Source organism: Chromohalobacter sarecensis, from assembly GCF_023061135.1.
Taxonomy (GTDB): Bacteria; Pseudomonadota; Gammaproteobacteria; order Pseudomonadales; family Halomonadaceae; genus Chromohalobacter; species Chromohalobacter sarecensis.
In genome coordinates, this window is record NZ_JAKGAN010000002.1 from 538459 (window position 1) to 551440 (window position 12982).

The following is a 12982-nucleotide window of genomic DNA, read 5'->3' on the forward strand; positions in this document are numbered from 1 at the left end:
TTGGGGATGTGTAACGATGCTATGTCTGGGTCTGGGAATGGCCAGCACGAGCGTCAGTGCCGCCGGACCGGCACTGGCGCCAGACATGGTGCAAGCGTTGGAGTCGCTGCAGCAGCGCATGCAGGATAACGCCAGCGAAAGCGCCATCGATGACGCCAAGGCGGCCGCCGAGCGCCTACAAGGCGGTAATCGGGCGGATCGCTGGGCGCGTGCGTTGTTTCTGCAACTCGCGGCCACCGGTGAGGCGCGCCAGGGTCGGGACGCCGCCGCTGCGGACTTGTTTTATCAAGCGCGGCACATAGACGGTGTGGATAGCGATTCCCGCCAGCGTTGGCTCAATCAAGAGGCTCGCTTGCGGTTGCGCGCGGGGCAGACCGCGCAAGGTGCCGAGTTGCTGGGCGATTGGATCGAGCGTCATGGCGATGACTCCGACAGTTTGTGGCTGATGGTGCAAGCCCAGGCGACGCAGAAACAGTGGTCGCAAGCGGCGCAGTGGGTCGACCGCGCGCGTCGCGCCGGCGACATGGATGCCGACAGGCGTCGCTTGGCGGCGAGCGTTTATCAGCATGCCGAGCGTTATGATGCGGCACTGTCGTTGCTCGACGATCAGCTGCAAAGCGAGAGTGATGACCCTCAGGCATGGCGGCGTGCCGCGGCGCTGGCGCAGCGCATGCAACAGCCCGGAGTGGCAGCGGCATTATGGGAGGCCGGTTGGCGGCGGGGGGCGCTCACAGGCGAGGACGATCTCGAGCGCCTGATTCGCTTGCATCTGGCGGGCGGAACCCCGGCGCGTGCCGCCGAGCATCTGGAAACGGCATTCGAGCAGGGTACGCTACCACGCGATAGCGAACATCGGCGTCTTCTCGCCGAGGCCTGGACGTCGGCGCGCGCGCACCACAAGGCGTTGTCGGCGTGGCGCGCGCTGGCCGAAGATACCCATGCCGCCGAGGACTGGCGCCAGCTCGGCGAGTTGGCTTACGGCTGGGGCGAGTGGTCGACGGCGATAGAAGCGCTGCACCAAGCGCGTGAACAGGGCGCCGATGCCGCGCGCACCTGGTTGCTGGAAGGGGTGTCGCAACTCGAGTTATCGGATGAAGAGGCGGCGCGCGAGGCGTTCGAAGCGGCACGCGATGCCGGTGCGTCGCAGGCCGAGGCCTGGCTGGCATCGCTCGGCGAAGGGAATGTCGGGAAGGCGCCAGACGTCGACTCATCCCCCAATGAGGTGACGCCCCAGGCGCCCTCGGATATCGATACGCAGTGAGGCTGTAACGCCCGCTTTTTACGGGCGTCGAGGCGCATCACAACGTTAGCTGTGCCCACACCGGGGCGTGATCCGAAGGACGCTGGATGCCGCGTAGTTGGTAATCGATGCCGGCGTCTTCCACCCGCTCGCGCAGCGTGGGGGTGACCATGATGTAGTCGATCCGCAAGCCGCGCTTGGGCTCGCGCTCGAAGCCCCGCGAACGATAGTCGAACCAACTGAAACGATCGTCGACCTCGGGGTAGCGCAGACGGTAGCAATCGCTCAGCCCCCAGTCGGCAAGCCGCGTGAGCCATTCGCGCTCGACGGGCTGAAAACTGGTCTTGCCCTCGCGCAGCCAGCGCTTGCGATTGGACTCGCCGATGCCGATGTCGATGTCGGCGGGCGAGATATTGAAGTCTCCCATGACCGCGAGCCGCTCGCTGGATGTATGCCGCTCTTGCAGCAATGCCGTGAGCCGGGCATAGAAATCGCGTTTGTTGGGAAACTTGGTGGGGTGCTCGATGTTTTCACCCTGCGGGAAATAGCCGTTGTACACGGTCATGGTCTCGCCGTCGTCACAACGGACGCGGACACCGATCAAGCGTCGCTGAGCGTCTTCACCGTCATCGGGCATGCCATAATGCACGGCTTCGGGCGCCTCTCGGCTGAGTAGCGCGACGCCGTAATGGCCTTTCTGCCCGTGAAAGGCGACGTGATAGCCAAGCGCTTCGACAGCCTCGCGCGGGAACTCGCTGTCCTGCACCTTGGTTTCCTGGAGACCGATGATATCGGGACGATGCGCCTCGATGAGCGCCTCCAGTTGGTGCAGGCGCGCGCGGATACCGTTGATGTTGAAGGAGACCAGGCGCATCAGCGATCACCCTGAGAATCGTCATCAGGTGTCGGCGCGCCATGCACGTCGAGCGTCGGCGCCTGTTGTTGGCGTGCCAAGCGACGAGCGGCCTGCAGTTTGCGTTGCTGACGCTTCTTCTGCACGTAGCGCGGTGACGATTTGACCTGATCGGGATTGTCGTGGCGCCATTTACGGAAGTCCTTGCGGCGCCCGGTGCGAATCGTCACCTTGCTGGCGATCGAGCGCGTTTTTTTACTGCGTGTCATGTCGTGACCCTGTGTCGTATTGACTTGCGGACCATTCTACCAGTCGCGCTGCCGGGCGACATCCGTGCTTGAGTGTGATGCCCGCGCGATGCTTGGCAATGACTGATACAATGTCTGCTTGCGTCGTGATCCAGCTTGGCTGTCGCGATGGCCGTGGCGCGCTCCGGAAAGGCGAAAAAGCGCGCTGGATTCATGCATTTGCGTACGAATATGGACAGACATAGAAGCCTATGAGTGAGTCGGATAAAACCCCAGCACCGGCCCAGAACCGCAAGCCCAAGCGTCGGCGTCGCAAGCCGCGCCGGTCGCAGTCCCAGTGGGATATCAAGCAGTTCCAGGTGACGCCGGTGGCGGGCAAGTGGCGTTTTCACGATTTCGATCTTCCTGTGCCGCTGATGCGCGCGATTCACGCCCTGGGATTCGAATACTGCACGCCGATTCAGGCGGAAGCCTTGACGCATACGCTGCTTGGCGGCGATGTGGTCGGCAAGGCGCAGACGGGTACCGGCAAGACCGCCGCTTTCCTGATTTCGATCCTGGCGTATTTCCTGGAAGAAAAGGTCCCCGACGGTCAGAAGCCCGGTGCACCGCGTGCGTTGATCGTCGCGCCGACGCGTGAGTTGGCGCTGCAGATCGAGAAAGATGCCAAGGCATTGGCGCGCTTCACGTCGCTCAATGTCGCCAGCGTCGTTGGCGGCATGGACTATCAGAAGCAGCGCGATCAGTTGTCGCGCAAGCTCGATGTGCTGGTCGCGACCCCGGGGCGTCTGCTCGACTTCCACGAGAAGCGCGATGTGGATTTGACGCAAACCGAGGTGCTGGTTCTCGACGAAGCGGATCGTATGCTGTCGATGGGCTTCATCCCCGACGTCAAGCGCATCATCCAGCATACGCCCAAGGCCGAAGAGCGTCAGACCTTCCTGTTCTCGGCGACGTTCAGCCCGGACATTCTCAACCTGGCCAGCCAGTGGACGCATGGCGCCACACACGTCGAGATCGAGGCCAGCCTCGAGAATGCCGCCAACATCGATCAGCGTGTCTATCTGGTGGGTGACAGCGACAAGCAGCGCCTGCTGATCAACTTGCTCAACCAAGAGAGCATGGAACGCGTGATCGTGTTCGGTAACCGCCGTGATCTGGTGCGCAATCTCGACTCGACCTTGCGTGACGCCGGCATCAATGTGGCGATGCTCTCCGGTGATGTGCCGCAAAAAGCGCGTATCGAAACCCTCGATCGCTTCCGCAACGGCGAGGTGGATGTGCTGGTGGCCACTGACGTGGCAGGGCGTGGCATTCATATCGATGATGTCAGCCATGTGGTGAATTACACCCTGCCGGAAGATCCCGAGGATTACGTTCACCGTATCGGCCGTACGGGGCGTGCCGGCGCCGAGGGCGTATCGATCAGTTTCGTCGGTGAAGAAGACGCCTTTGCGCTGCCGGGAATCGAATCTTACATCGACGCCAAGCTGCCTTGTCAGCATCCTCCCGAAGGGTTGCTCTGACCCTTGGCGGAAACGGCATCCCAGGCGCTCGATCCTGAGCTCAAGGCGACCATACAGGCGGCCTACCGCCGCGTGCTCGATGGGCTCGAGCTGACGCCGCGTTATGGACAGCGCCTGATGATCGCCGAGATCGCTCGAACCCTGGGCGGCATCGAGGCGGATGACGCCGGGCGACGCCTCTCCAACGAGCATGTCTGTGTGCTCGAGGCGGGGACCGGCACCGGCAAGACGCTGGCCTACCTGCTCGCCGCACTGCCCATCGCCCAGGCGCGGGGCAAGCGCCTGGTGGTTTCCACCGCCACGGTGGCACTGCAAGAGCAGGTGCTGCATCACGACCTGCCGGCCCTCAAGGCGCATAGCGGTCTCGATTTCGAGTACGCCCTGGCCAAGGGGCGGGGGCGCTATCTGTGCGTGGCGCGGCTCGATCAAGTCCTGGAAGGCGGGGAAGACAATCCCACGCTGTCGCTTTTCGAGGAAGCGATGACGTCGCGCGACGGTGATGACTTCCAGACCCTGGCGCACGAGATGGCCGACGCCTACTCGGCGGGGCGCTGGGAGGGTGATCGCGATAGCTGGCCGACGGGGATCGACGATGCCGATTGGCGTCGCCTGACCATCGATCATCGCCAGTGCACCAATCGCCGCTGTGGCCACTTCGGCGCCTGCGCCTTCTTTCGTGCCCGCCGCGGGCTCGACCAGGCCGATATCATCGTCGCCAATCACGACCTCGTGCTGGCGGATCTTTCCTTGGGCGGTGGGTTAGTACTGCCATCGCCCAAGGAATGCATCTACGTCTTCGATGAAGGCCACCATCTGCCCGACAAGGCGCTCGATCACTTTTATCATCGCCTGCCGGTCAACGGCACGCTGCGCTGGCTGCGCACGCTGAAGAAGTCGCTCACCGAGCTCAATACGGCGTTAGCTGTGCAGCCGACCCTGGCGCGTTTGCTGGGCAGCCTGCCGGAAGCCATCGCTGCGCTGGAGCCGCGCCTCGGCGAGGCGTTCGCCATGGGCCATCGTATCGCCGAACGCGAGGAAGGCCTTCCCGACGACGCGACCGATGCCGTGCATCATCGTTTCCCCATGGGGCGCGTGCCCGAAGCGCTTTCCGAGCAGGCTGGGTCGATGGTCACGGCCTTTGCCGAGTTGTCGCGTACGCTCGAGAGCATGGCCGATATCCTGCGCGAGAGCCTCGACCCGGAAAAGGCCACGGGCTTGCCGCGCGAACAGGCCGAGGCCTGGCTGCCGCTGATAGCCTTGCTGCACGGTCGTGCCCTGGAAGCACATGCCTTGTGGCAGGCGTTGGCCACGCCGGACCCTGAGGACGGCGTGCCGCAGGCACGTTGGTTGACCTTCGAACGTGTCGCCGGCGAGGCGGAGTTGACGTTGTCGGCAAGCCCCGTCTCGGCTGCCGAGACCTTGGCCCGGCATCTATGGGGCACGTGCTATGGCGCGGTGGTGACCTCGGCGACGCTGACCGCGCTCAATCGCTTCGAGCGCTTGCAAGAACGCGCCGGGCTTGCCAACCGCTATCGTTATCAACGCCTGCCCAGCCCGTTCGATTATTCGCGGGCGGTGCTTAGCGTGCCCCCGGAGGCCGTCGACCCCAGTAATCGCGAGGCCCACGAGCGCGCGCTGATCGATTTCACCCAAGCGCTGGGGGAGCGTGAAGCCGTACTCATGCTGTTCTCGTCACGCAAGCAGATGCGCGCGGTGCTCGAGGCGTTGCCGGAGACGGTGCGTCAGCGCGTGTCGGCGCAGAATCACCTCCCTAAGCGTGAATTGCTGCAGCGTCATCGTGCGCGCGTCGATGCCGGGGAGGGCAGCGTCATCTTCGGGTTGGCCAGTTTCGCCGAGGGGATCGACCTGCCGGGGGAATATCTGACGCATGTGGTGATTACGCGGTTGCCGTTTTCCGTGCCCGACGATCCGGTCGGGGCGACGCTGGCGGAATGGATCGAAAGCCGAGGCGGGAATCCATTCATGCGCATCTCGGTGCCGGATGCTTCGATACGCTTGGTGCAGGCTTGCGGTCGGTTGATCCGCAAGGAAGCCGATCAGGGGCGTATCACATTGCTCGACCGCCGTGTTCTGACGCGGCGTTATGGACGCGCGCTGCTCGATTCGTTACCGCCTTTCCGGCGTGAAATCGACGGCATGGCGCAGTAGCGCACTGCTTACAAGCGTACTGCTCACAGACGCACCGCTCGGAAGAGCGGTAGGCTAGAAGGTAGGCGCCGGCCCCGCGCCAGGCGGGGCCGTGGAGGTGCACTTACTCGCCGCGCTGGCGCTGGCTCAGTGCCGGTTTCAACTTCTCGTTCATCTCGCGCATGGCAGTTTCGGTGGTCGGCCAGTCGATGCAGGCATCGGTGATGGAAACACCGTACTGCAGCTGCGAGCGATCCTCGGGGATCTTCTGGTTGCCCCAACCGATGTGCGATTCGACCATCAGCCCCATGATCGAGGTGTTGCCCTCGAGGATCTGATTGGCGATGTTATCCATCACCAAGGGCTGCAGGGACGGATCCTTGTTGGAGTTGGCGTGCGAGCAGTCGACCATGATGTTGGGTATCACGCCCGCCTGGCGCAGCTCATTGTCGGCGAGGGTCACGCTGACGCTGTCATAATTGGGCTTGCCGTTGCCGCCGCGCAACACGATATGGCCGTAGGGATTGCCGCGTGTGCGAATGACGGCGACTTGTCCGCCCTGGTCGATACCCAGGAAGTTATGCGGATGGGCAACGGACTTGAGCGCGTTGACCGCGACGTCGAGGCTGCCATCGGTGCCGTTCTTGAAGCCCACTGGCGACGACAGGCCGGAGGCCATCTCGCGGTGTGTCTGGGACTCGGTGGTGCGTGCGCCGATGGCTGACCAACTGATGCAATCCTGCAGATACTGCGGCGAGATGGGATCGAGCGCCTCGGTGGCCAGGGGGAGGCCCATTTCGGCGAGTTCCACCAATAGGCGCCGGGCGGTGCGCAGCCCTTCCTGGATATCGAAGGTGTCGTCGAGGTGCGGGTCGTTGATCAGACCCTTCCAGCCGACGGTGGTGCGCGGCTTCTCGAAATACACACGCATGACCACGTACAGGCTATCGCTCACCTCGTCGGCCAACTGGCGCAGGCGGCGGGCATAATCGCGTGCTGCCTCCACATCGTGGATCGAGCAAGGACCGATGACGACGACGAGGCGTGGATCGTCGCCGTCGAGAATCCGTTGAACGGTTCGGCGCCCTTCGAGTACCGTGCGTTCGGCCTCCTCGGAAAGGGGGATTTCACGCTTGAGCGCTTCGGGTGTGACCAGTACGTCCTGGGAAAGGACGTTAATGTTATTGACCTGCTGTTCTGACATTCCGCTACCTGTAGATATGTGTCGCGAAGGGCATCGGTTTCGCTTGCGAGAAAGCGCTACTATCGCTTGTCGGCGCCGGGAAAATCAATCTCATGGACGAACTTCTCGCGATGATGACGGTCAACTTTTGGATGCCATTAGCGCATCCGCCGCTTTATCGCCTTGATGGGGCGGGCAGAAAAAGGAACACTAGGCATTACTTAAGTTAAGCAAGTGGATCGGCCACATGACCGCAGGTCTTCGCCCAATTTCATCCATTACCTCGATCATTCAGCGCCCCGTGGGCTCGACTGGAACATGATGACCACACAGCAGATGCAATTTTCCTGCGCTGGCGCCGTTGTCGGCGCTTCGCTTTATAGTGCCTCCGGCATGGGGGAAGAATGAATGGGCACTAGGGAAACCGATCACCAGCTCGTCGAGCGTGCCCAGAAGGGAGATACCCGGGCTTTCGATCTCTTGGTCAAGAAGTACCAGCACAAGATTCTCGGCTTGATTGGGCGTTATGTGCATGATCCCGCCGAAGTGCAGGATGTCGCGCAGGAAGCCTTCATCAAGGCCTATCGTGCCTTGGGCAAGTTTCGCTCCGATAGTGCCTTTTATACGTGGATGTATCGCATCGCCATCAACACCGCCAAGAATCATCTCGTTTCTCGGGGCCGCCGCCCGCCGGGCAGCGACATGGACATCGCGGATGCCGAGGTGCTCGATCATAGCGGTCGCCTTTCCGATATTGAAACCCCCGAAGCCGCTTTGCAGCGCGATCAGCTCGAGGCGGTGGTATTCGAGACCATCGAGAACCTACCGGAAGATCTGCGCACCGCGATTACCTTGCGCGAGATGGACGGGCTTGCCTATGAAGACATTGCTAATATCATGCAGTGTCCGGTAGGTACGGTGCGTTCGCGCATCTTCAGGGCGCGCGAGGCGGTGGACAAAGCCATCGAGCCGATGCTGAACGCGCCGCGCCAGGCCGATGCCACGGTCGAGTGACCAGGTTGGGTGATAAAAAAATGTCGCGCGACGCATTCAAAAGTGAACTGTCCGGCGACTTTGACGTCTCAACGAGTACCAGTGGAATGAGTGGGCGCTACCGCGTCAAGTGGGCAGGATGCTCGTGCAAGATATCAAGAAAAGGTGTTGCCACACGTGAACCGCTGCGTAGCGCCCAGTAGACGATGGGCATTCGTCTTCTCGAATGTGAGGGGGTAAGTATGAATCAGAACGTGCGAGAGTCCTTGTCCGCGCTGATGGATAATGAGGGCGACGATCTCGAGATACGCCGTGTCATGAGGTCGTTGCAAGACGCCCCTGAAGACGCCGACACATGGAGACGTTATCACTTGGCGCGCAGTATGATGCAGCGTGATCGCGGTGTGGATGTCAGTGCGGATCTGTCCGCCGGTATCATGGCACGTCTTGCCGACGAGCCTGCGGTGCAGGAAGCGGCGACATCTGGCACGCGCCGTGGGGTGCCGTTTTCTTTCGCCGGTAGCGCCGCTATCGCCGCTGCGGTGTCGCTGATGGTCATCACCGGTGTTCAGGTGTATAACGCCAACTCGCCAAGCGGTGTCAGCGGTGAAGGCGCCGAGTTTGCCAGTGGTAACGCCTCTTCCGGTGACGGCGGCGCCAGCGTGCAACCAGCATCGCTTCAGAGTGCGCCTTCGGGAGGCGGTGCGGGTGCCAGGCTCGCGAGCTTCGGCGGCGATAGTACCGGGTTCTTGACCTCGTCCGGGGCGAATCCGGTATTTCCCAGCCTCGCACCTTCAGGCCCCGGTGGTGCCACGGAAGTCAGCATGGACGCGTCGCTCTTTTCCGACTCCCCGCGTCAGGCGTCACGCAGCGACTACGAACAGGCGCGCCTTCTGCAGGCGTACTTGAACCGGCAGCAGTCTGATGGCGCGAGTGAGGCTTGGATGTCGTCTTCTCGCGGATCCGATGGTTCGGCTGCCGAGGTGGCGAGTCAGCGTTAACCTCATGCCATTCGTCGTCTGCATATGACGGCTCCATCGATTCTATGCCAAGGCGCGTCACCTGTTGTCAGGGGCGCGCCTTTTGTCGTTTGGCGATTCGTCGACGCGTTGTGCAGAGGTGCTGGTCGCGGCTGGCAGGGCTCAGGGACACGCATTGAACATGTGGCGTTGAACTAATTGCGTTGTTCAGTGAACTCTTGTCCCGTTAGTGTATCAATGTAGTGGTCGATGCTACGTTTCTCGCTGTCGACCCATGGTAAGCCGGTAATGCGCACCGGCAGTTGTCAATGTGACTCCTCGTTTAGGTTAACGAGTTCACGCTTTTTATCAGGAGTCTTTTATGCAACGTCTCTCTCGTTATGTCACCCCGCTGTTATTCGCTGTCGTGGCGCTATGCGCTGCGCAGCTCGCTCAGGCACGTGAATTACCGGACTTCACGCAATTGGTCGAAGACGCCGCGCCGGGCGTCGTCAACATTTCTACGACCAGCAAGGTCGATACACGGGCCATGCAGGGCTCGCCATTCGGTGAACAGGGCGTCCCCGATATCTTTCGCCACTTCTTCGGCGATCAGATGCCGCCCATGACGCCGGGAACGCCCGGTCAGGGCAGTCAAGAACGCCACTCGCTGGGGTCAGGGTTCGTGATCAGCCATGACGGCTACATCATGACCAACGCGCATGTGGTGGATGGTGCCGACGAGATCGTGGTGCGACTCAACGACCGCCGCGAGCTCGAGGCCACCCTGGTGGGCGCCGACAAGAAAACCGACGTCGCCGTCCTCAAGGTCGATGCCGACGATTTGCCGACACTCGACATGGGCGACTCCGACGCCCTGCAGGTGGGCGAGTGGGTCGCTGCCATCGGTTCGCCCTTCGGGTTCGATCATTCGGTCACCGCAGGCATTGTCAGCGCTATCAATCGCACCCTGCCGAGTGACGCTTACGTTCCCTTCATCCAGACCGACGTGGCGATCAATCCCGGCAATTCCGGCGGCCCCTTGTTCAATCTCGATGGCGAGGTCGTGGGTATCAACTCCCAGATCTACACCCGGAGCGGTGGCTTCATGGGCGTTTCCTTCGCCATCCCGATCAACGTGGCGATGGACATCGCCGATCAGTTGAAAGACTCCGGACACGTCAGCCGTGGCTGGCTCGGGGTGGTGATACAGCCCGTGTCGGACGATTTGGCGGAATCCTTCGGCCTCGACGATACGCGCGGTGCGTTGATTGCCGATGTCAGCGATGACAGCCCTGCCAGCGAAGCCGGGCTCAAGGCCGGTGACGTGGTGCTGTCGGTCGACGACGAAGAGGTCGAGGACTCCACCACCTTGCCGCGATTGGTGGGCCGTGTGTCGCCTGGCGATGACGTCACGCTGAGTATTCTGCGTGACGGCGAACCTCAGAATGTCGAGGTCACCGTGGGCAATTGGCCGGAAGAGGGTAAGATGGCTTCCAGCCAACAGGGCCCCAAAAACGACAGCCAGTCGCGCCTGGGCGTCGCGATCAGCGACCTCGACGATCAGGCACGCCGTCAACTCGACGTCGACAACGGTGTCGTAGTGCGCCAGCTCGATCCGCGCGGCGCCGCGGCCGCTGCCGGGATCGCGCGTGGCGACGTCATCGTCAGCTTCGATAGCACCGCCATCGAGGACACCGATGCCCTGATCGAGGCGGTGAAGAACGCGCCTACCGACCGCGCCATTCCCGTGCGTATCGTTCGCGAAGGGCGTTCGCTGTTCGTGGCGCTGCGGCTGCAGTCCGACGACGACTGACGCCGAACCGGCTGCCGATGCCAGGAATCGAGGCCCCGCGCTGTCGGGGCCTCGTTGTGTCGATCACACGCCCTCGCTGTCCATAGAAGATGCTTGCCGGTACAATGTCCTTCAATTGAATGCCCGTCGGTCCGCGTACGCTTGCCTAGCGGTATTGCTTGGCCGGATCGTGTTTCTGACTCAGGTAGGACTTGATGAGCCGCGACGAAAATAACGCAACGCTTCCACTCATTCGCAATTTCTCCATCATTGCCCATATCGACCACGGCAAGTCGACGCTCTCCGACCGCATCATTCAGATTTGTGGTGGTCTGACCGAGCGTGAAACGAAGGAGCAGGTGCTCGACTCGATGGATCTCGAGCGTGAGCGAGGCATCACCATCAAGGCTCAGTCCGTGACACTGGACTACAAGGCCGACGATGGTCAGGTCTATCAGCTCAACTTCATCGATACGCCGGGCCACGTCGACTTTTCCTACGAAGTGTCGCGCTCGCTTTATGCTTGCGAGGGCGCGCTGTTGGTGGTCGATGCGGCGCAAGGGGTCGAGGCGCAGTCGGTGGCCAATTGCTACACGGCGGTGGAGCAAGGGCTCGAAGTCCTGCCGGTCCTCAACAAGATCGACCTGCCCCAGGCCGACCCCGATCGCGTGGCCCATGAGGTAGAAGAAATCATCGGCATCGATGCCACCGATGCCTGCCAGGTCTCCGCGAAGAGTGGCCTGGGGATGGAAGCCTTGCTCGAACGCTTGGTGCGTGACATTCCGCCGCCCAAGGGTGACCCCGAAGCGCCGTTGCAGGCGTTGATCGTCGACTCGTGGTTCGACAACTACGTGGGTGTGATTTCCCTGGTGCGTCTCTTCGACGGCACGCTCAAGAAGGGCGACAAGATTCGCATGAAGTCCACCGAGCGGGCTTGGGAAGTCAGCGAAGTGGGCGTTTTTACGCCCAAGCGCAAGCAGACCGGTGTGCTGCGTGCCGGTGAGGTCGGTTTCGTCGTCGCGGGCATCAAGGACATCCATGGCGCACCGGTGGGCGACACCATCGTGCATGCCAAAGGCGGTGACGATGTCGCGCGTTTGCCTGGGTTCCAGAAGGTCAAGCCTCAAGTCTACGCCGGTATGTTCCCGGTCAGCTCCGACGATTACGAAGAGTTCCGCGATGCGTTGGAAAAACTCGCGCTCAACGATGCCTCGCTGGATTACGAACCCGAGAATTCCGATGCATTAGGCTTCGGTTTTCGTGTCGGTTTCCTCGGTACCCTGCACATGGAGATCATCCAGGAACGTCTCGAGCGTGAGTACGACCTAGAACTGCTGACCACGGCGCCGACGGTCATCTACGAGCTGGTCATGAAGGATGGCGAGGTACGTTATGTTTCCAATCCATCCAAATTGCCGGACATGGCCGACATCGAAGAGATGCGCGAGCCCATCGTGCGCGCCAGCATTCTGGTGCCGCAGGAATACGTTGGCAACGTCATCACCGAGTGTGAGCAGCGTCGCGGGACTCAGCTCGACATGCTGTTCCTGGGCAGTCAGCTTCAGCTCACTTACGAGCTGCCGATGAGCGAAGTGGTGATGGACTTCTTCGATCGCTTGAAGTCCATCTCCAAGGGGTATGCGTCGCTCGAATATAACTTCGAGCGTTTCGAAGCCGCCAATCTCGTGCGTCTCGACGTACTGATCAACGGTGACCGCGTCGATGCGCTCGCCACCATCGTGCACCGCGACCACGCGCATCCGCGTGGCCGTGCGTTGGTAGAAAAGATGAAAGAGCTGATCCCGCGCCAAATGTTCGATGTCGCGATCCAAGCGACGCTGGGCGGTCAGGTCGTGTCGCGCTCGACCGTCAAGGCGTTGCGCAAGAACGTCACTGCCAAGTGTTACGGCGGCGACGTGACCCGCAAACGGAAGTTGCTCGAAAAGCAAAAGGCAGGCAAAAAGCGCATGAAGCAGGTAGGTAAAGTGGAAATTCCCCAGGATGCCTTCCTCGCCGTCCTCAAGATGAATGATTAGG

10 protein-coding genes are annotated in these 12982 nt (G+C 61.7%); 7 read left to right on the plus strand and 3 right to left on the minus strand.

Annotated features, from left to right (window positions below; translation table 11 throughout):
• The first annotated feature begins 16 nt into the window (after nt 1-16).
• A complete protein-coding gene (locus tag L1071_RS05365; protein ID WP_246969596.1) occupies nt 17-1261 on the plus strand; it encodes a tetratricopeptide repeat protein in 1245 nt (414 codons plus the stop codon).
• Nucleotides 1262-1298: 37 nt separating this feature from the next.
• On the opposite strand, the gene xthA is transcribed toward L1071_RS05365, so the two are convergent.
• Nucleotides 1299-2114, minus strand: coding sequence for an exodeoxyribonuclease III (gene xthA, locus L1071_RS05370; RefSeq protein ID WP_246969598.1), 816 nt, complete (start codon nt 2112-2114; stop codon nt 1299-1301).
• The gene (locus L1071_RS05375; RefSeq protein WP_246969601.1) at nt 2114-2362 is read right to left on the minus strand and encodes a hypothetical protein; all 249 of its coding nucleotides are present in this window, start codon (nt 2360-2362) and stop codon (nt 2114-2116) included. Before L1071_RS05375 ends, xthA begins: the two co-directional genes overlap by 1 nt.
• Nucleotides 2363-2592: 230 nt before the next feature.
• Here L1071_RS05375 and L1071_RS05380 point away from each other — a divergent pair, with 230 nt between their 5' ends.
• Nucleotides 2593-3867 (plus strand): DEAD/DEAH box helicase, encoded by a 1275-nt coding sequence (locus L1071_RS05380; RefSeq protein ID WP_246969603.1) that lies wholly within the window; start codon nt 2593-2595, stop codon nt 3865-3867.
• Nucleotides 3868-3870: 3 nt separating this feature from the next.
• On the plus strand, nt 3871-6036 hold the full coding sequence (gene dinG, locus L1071_RS05385) for an ATP-dependent DNA helicase DinG (protein WP_246969605.1): 2166 nt from the start codon (nt 3871-3873) through the stop codon (nt 6034-6036).
• A 103-nt stretch (nt 6037-6139) separates the two neighbouring features.
• Here the strand turns inward: dinG and L1071_RS05390 are convergent, their stop codons facing one another.
• Nucleotides 6140-7219 (minus strand): 3-deoxy-7-phosphoheptulonate synthase, encoded by a 1080-nt coding sequence (locus tag L1071_RS05390; RefSeq protein ID WP_246969607.1) that lies wholly within the window; start codon nt 7217-7219, stop codon nt 6140-6142.
• 387 nt (nt 7220-7606) lie between these two features.
• Here L1071_RS05390 and rpoE point away from each other — a divergent pair, with 387 nt between their 5' ends.
• The 4 genes from rpoE (at nt 7607) to lepA (ending at nt 12981) form a co-directional block, all read left to right on the plus strand.
• Nucleotides 7607-8212 carry an RNA polymerase sigma factor RpoE gene (rpoE, locus tag L1071_RS05395; protein ID WP_246969609.1) on the plus strand — a complete coding sequence of 202 codons (606 nt, stop codon included), beginning with the start codon at nt 7607-7609 and terminating at the stop codon, nt 8210-8212.
• Nucleotides 8213-8433: 221 nt separating this feature from the next.
• Nucleotides 8434-9192, plus strand: a complete 759-nt coding sequence (locus tag L1071_RS05400; protein WP_246969611.1) for a sigma-E factor negative regulatory protein — start codon at nt 8434-8436, stop codon at nt 9190-9192.
• A gap of 340 nt (nt 9193-9532) precedes the next feature.
• Entirely contained in the window at nt 9533-10966 is a 1434-nt protein-coding gene (locus tag L1071_RS05405) for a DegQ family serine endoprotease (protein WP_246969613.1), read from the plus strand.
• Nucleotides 10967-11160: 194 nt separating this feature from the next.
• Complete coding sequence (lepA, locus tag L1071_RS05410; RefSeq protein WP_246969615.1) at nt 11161-12981, plus strand: translation elongation factor 4; 1821 nt, start codon at nt 11161-11163, stop codon at nt 12979-12981.
• Nucleotide 12982: the final 1 nt, after the last annotated feature.

Excerpts from the sequence above, each read along its gene's own strand:
- L1071_RS05365 (WP_246969596.1), top strand. The coding sequence starts at position 17 with ATGCTATGTCTGGGTCTGGGAATGGCCAGCACGAGCGTCAGTGCCGCC.
- xthA (WP_246969598.1), bottom strand. The coding sequence starts at position 2,114 with ATGCGCCTGGTCTCCTTCAACATCAACGGTATCCGCGCGCGCCTGCAC.
- L1071_RS05375 (WP_246969601.1), bottom strand. The coding sequence starts at position 2,362 with ATGACACGCAGTAAAAAAACGCGCTCGATCGCCAGCAAGGTGACGATT.
- L1071_RS05380 (WP_246969603.1), top strand. The coding sequence starts at position 2,593 with ATGAGTGAGTCGGATAAAACCCCAGCACCGGCCCAGAACCGCAAGCCC.
- L1071_RS05390 (WP_246969607.1), bottom strand. The coding sequence starts at position 7,219 with ATGTCAGAACAGCAGGTCAATAACATTAACGTCCTTTCCCAGGACGTA.
- rpoE (WP_246969609.1), top strand. The coding sequence starts at position 7,607 with ATGGGCACTAGGGAAACCGATCACCAGCTCGTCGAGCGTGCCCAGAAG.
- L1071_RS05400 (WP_246969611.1), top strand. The coding sequence starts at position 8,434 with ATGAATCAGAACGTGCGAGAGTCCTTGTCCGCGCTGATGGATAATGAG.
- L1071_RS05405 (WP_246969613.1), top strand. The coding sequence starts at position 9,533 with ATGCAACGTCTCTCTCGTTATGTCACCCCGCTGTTATTCGCTGTCGTG.
- lepA (WP_246969615.1), top strand. The coding sequence starts at position 11,161 with ATGAGCCGCGACGAAAATAACGCAACGCTTCCACTCATTCGCAATTTC.